Source organism: Bombiscardovia coagulans (genome assembly GCF_002259585.1).
GTDB lineage: Bacteria > Actinomycetota > Actinomycetes > Actinomycetales > Bifidobacteriaceae > Bombiscardovia > Bombiscardovia coagulans.
On sequence record NZ_MWWS01000014.1, the window covers coordinates 1 to 2,944 of the forward strand.

Sequence of the window (2,944 nt, forward strand, 5' to 3'; positions counted from 1 at the left end):
TTGTTGATGGATTGTTGGTGGGTTGGCTAGTGTTTGGGTTGGTGTTTGTAGGCTAGCTTGTGTTTCGGCCGGTGTGATCGCTTGATTGATGGCTTGGGCGTTCGCTTGGATGATTGCTTGATTGATTGTTTATGTGTTCGTTTGATTGATTGCTGGGATGATGGTTTATGGGTTGGCTGGTGTCCTGTTTGTTCACGCTTACCCGCCAACCAACCATGCTTTCCTGGTTGTTTCACACTCACTACCAGCCAACCACTATCAGCCACCAACACCACTACCAATACCAACAACCACCAAGGAAACGAGGGAACACTAGGCTTACTCACAGCTGCCTGCCGGGCCTGAACCGGTGTAGGAAACACTCGCTGACCCGTCACAAAAATACGCTGCGTGTTAATCCCTAACGGAGTACACGTCACCAACGTCACTAAATCCTGACCCTCAACCGGTTGTAAACTACGAGTCTGTTCGGGTTCAACAACCTGTGTGTTCACGACCTGATACGTGACCACGTGATGGAAACTCGAGATAGTGAACTGGTCACCAACCTTGACTTTATCCAAATTCGTAAACAACGTCGCTTGAGCCAACCCCCGATGCCCGGTCAACACCGCGTGGGTACCACTACCACCCACCGGCACACTCGTGCCTTCTAAATGACCGATACCCATCAACAAGGTAGCATCACTGGTACCGTGATACACCGGTACATCAACACGAATACTCGGCACTTGTAACCGAGCCATCAACCCGTGTCCTGCTGGCAGGGTCTGCTCGTACCGTTCATGGAGATCCTTACCCTGTTGACTAAATGGCTGGTTCGTGTTTGCCCGGTAAGCAGCACCAGCATGTAACGCGTTGTTATACGCGTACGCGGCTTGTATGTAACGCTGCTCTTCTTGCGCTGATACCTGACCCTCATGTGGTACCCCTTGACCAATCAAGCGTGACTGCTCGTACTGAGCAACCCACGAAGCAGCTGACGGATACACCAACGCGCTCACACCAGCAGCTACCAACACAAACACGAGTAACGCGCTCCACCATTGACCACGCCGTACACGCTGCCACCATCCCACCCGATAACCCACCTGTTCCACCCTTGCCACTACCCGTCATACACGCCAGCCCACACTACCAACACCACACCAAGCCACACACAAACNCCACCCCCTGATCCATGATCCATGTCTAGGTTCTTCCCCACACCCCTGTTGAGGTTTTACGTACGCCCATGACCAGGCTTTACACACACCCTTATCAGGTTTTGTTTTTCACTCTGTGACTTAGGGTTTTTCTTATACCCATGACCAGGTTTTACACACACCCGTGTTCAGGTTTTTCTTAGACTCCTGACTTAGGGTTTTTCTTATGCTTGTGTTTAGGTAATGATATGCGGGGGTTTACCAAGGTTTGGGAAGAGAAAAAAGACCAAACCCGGTAAACCCCCGCCACCAACCGTGGCTTTGCTGGGGGGATTACCATACAAGCCACGGTAGTCTTCTACCAGCAGTGAGTATTCAACCAACACTCACTCGTGATGATTTCTCCGATACACCAGAACCACTACCGCTACCACTAACAACACCACACCAGTAAGCGTGAGTACCACCAAACCGGTAGCACCCGTTAACGGTAACGGCGGCATCGTGTTTTTACTATTCACTATCGTCACATCAACACCCTGAGTGTTTCCTGTTTTCACACTCACCGGTGTCAACGCCGCCGCTCCCGTAGGTAACACATACCCAGCAGGAGCTACCACCTCTTTCAACACGTAACAACGACTAGTAGCATCAACAGGCGTGTTCTTCGAATCAGAAACAAACAAACCATCTATCACGACCCGACCATCAGCACCACTGGTAAACCTACTCACACCGTTAACCCGTAACGCATCACCAGTAACCTGCGCATGAGAACAATCAGACGCGTACGGGTCTTGAACCCCATACACCTCGAACTGGGCACCAGACAAACCGGTATGATGATCACCCGCATCGATTTTACTCACGACCACATTACCCCAATTCTCATGCACCCGCCCAGACTCCGGAGGCGTGCTGGGAGGATTAGCAGGCGGCACCAACGGAGGAGTCACGGGAGGATCCGCACTGGTTTGCGTGTTTGAATACAAGAACGCTGTATTCGCTATCACACCATCAACACCCAACGAACTAACCACACCAGTAAACGTAACCACCACGCTTTTACCAGCCTGGGTTTTCAACCACCCCAAACCTTCCTGCGTGAACCCTACATCCACCGTGCTACCCGTAACACTGGTGTGATAATAACGAGCCGGCACATCCACACCATCAACCTGTACTGACTGCACACCCGTACCCGTTAACCGAGCATCCATCGGATCATGAATAATATAGTAACTAAAACTCGCGTTCTCAGCGATGGTAGGCACCGTGACCGTGACCGGGAACACCACCACAGCCCCCAAGCCTAACCCGGTTTGTTTACTAATCGTTTTATCAATAGACCCCACACCGTTCTTGGGATACACATTCACCTCATACAACCAACCCTGTGTTTTACCCGTATCCGGGAACGGTATCGACACGATAAAGGGTTGCGCGATATCAACCACATTCGCTGGCCGTTTCGTTTCCGCTACCACATACAAGCCCACCGGTAGCCCAGACACCACCGCTACACCACTAGCATCAGTAACGACGTGTTTCTTACCAGCCACGTCTAACCCGTGCTGGTCAGGAACCGTCCCTAACCGCACACCCGCCGCGTTACTATCATCAACAAAACCAGGAGCCGACCAACCCGCGACCCTATCCCACGTACTCGGATTACTCATATCCAAACCCGCTACCTGATACACCGTCTACCCCACACCACCAATACCCTCCCCCTGGATACTCGCGCTCCCCGTATCCTGAGCCAACTCGTTGGTCCCGTTCTGCCGCTCATGCTTATG

At 51.9% G+C, this 2,944-nt stretch carries 2 protein-coding genes; both read right to left on the reverse strand.

The window, feature by feature from the left end:
* Positions 1-26: 26 nt before the first annotated feature.
* Positions 27-1,109 carry a class C sortase gene (locus BOCO_RS07320; protein WP_148140028.1) on the reverse strand — a complete coding sequence of 361 codons (1,083 nt, stop codon included), beginning with the start codon at positions 1,107-1,109 and terminating at the stop codon, positions 27-29.
* 422 nt (positions 1,110-1,531) lie between these two features.
* On the reverse strand, positions 1,532-2,848 hold the full coding sequence (locus BOCO_RS07325) for a SpaH/EbpB family LPXTG-anchored major pilin (protein WP_094723724.1): 1,317 nt from the start codon (positions 2,846-2,848) through the stop codon (positions 1,532-1,534).
* Positions 2,849-2,944 lie beyond the last annotated feature (96 nt).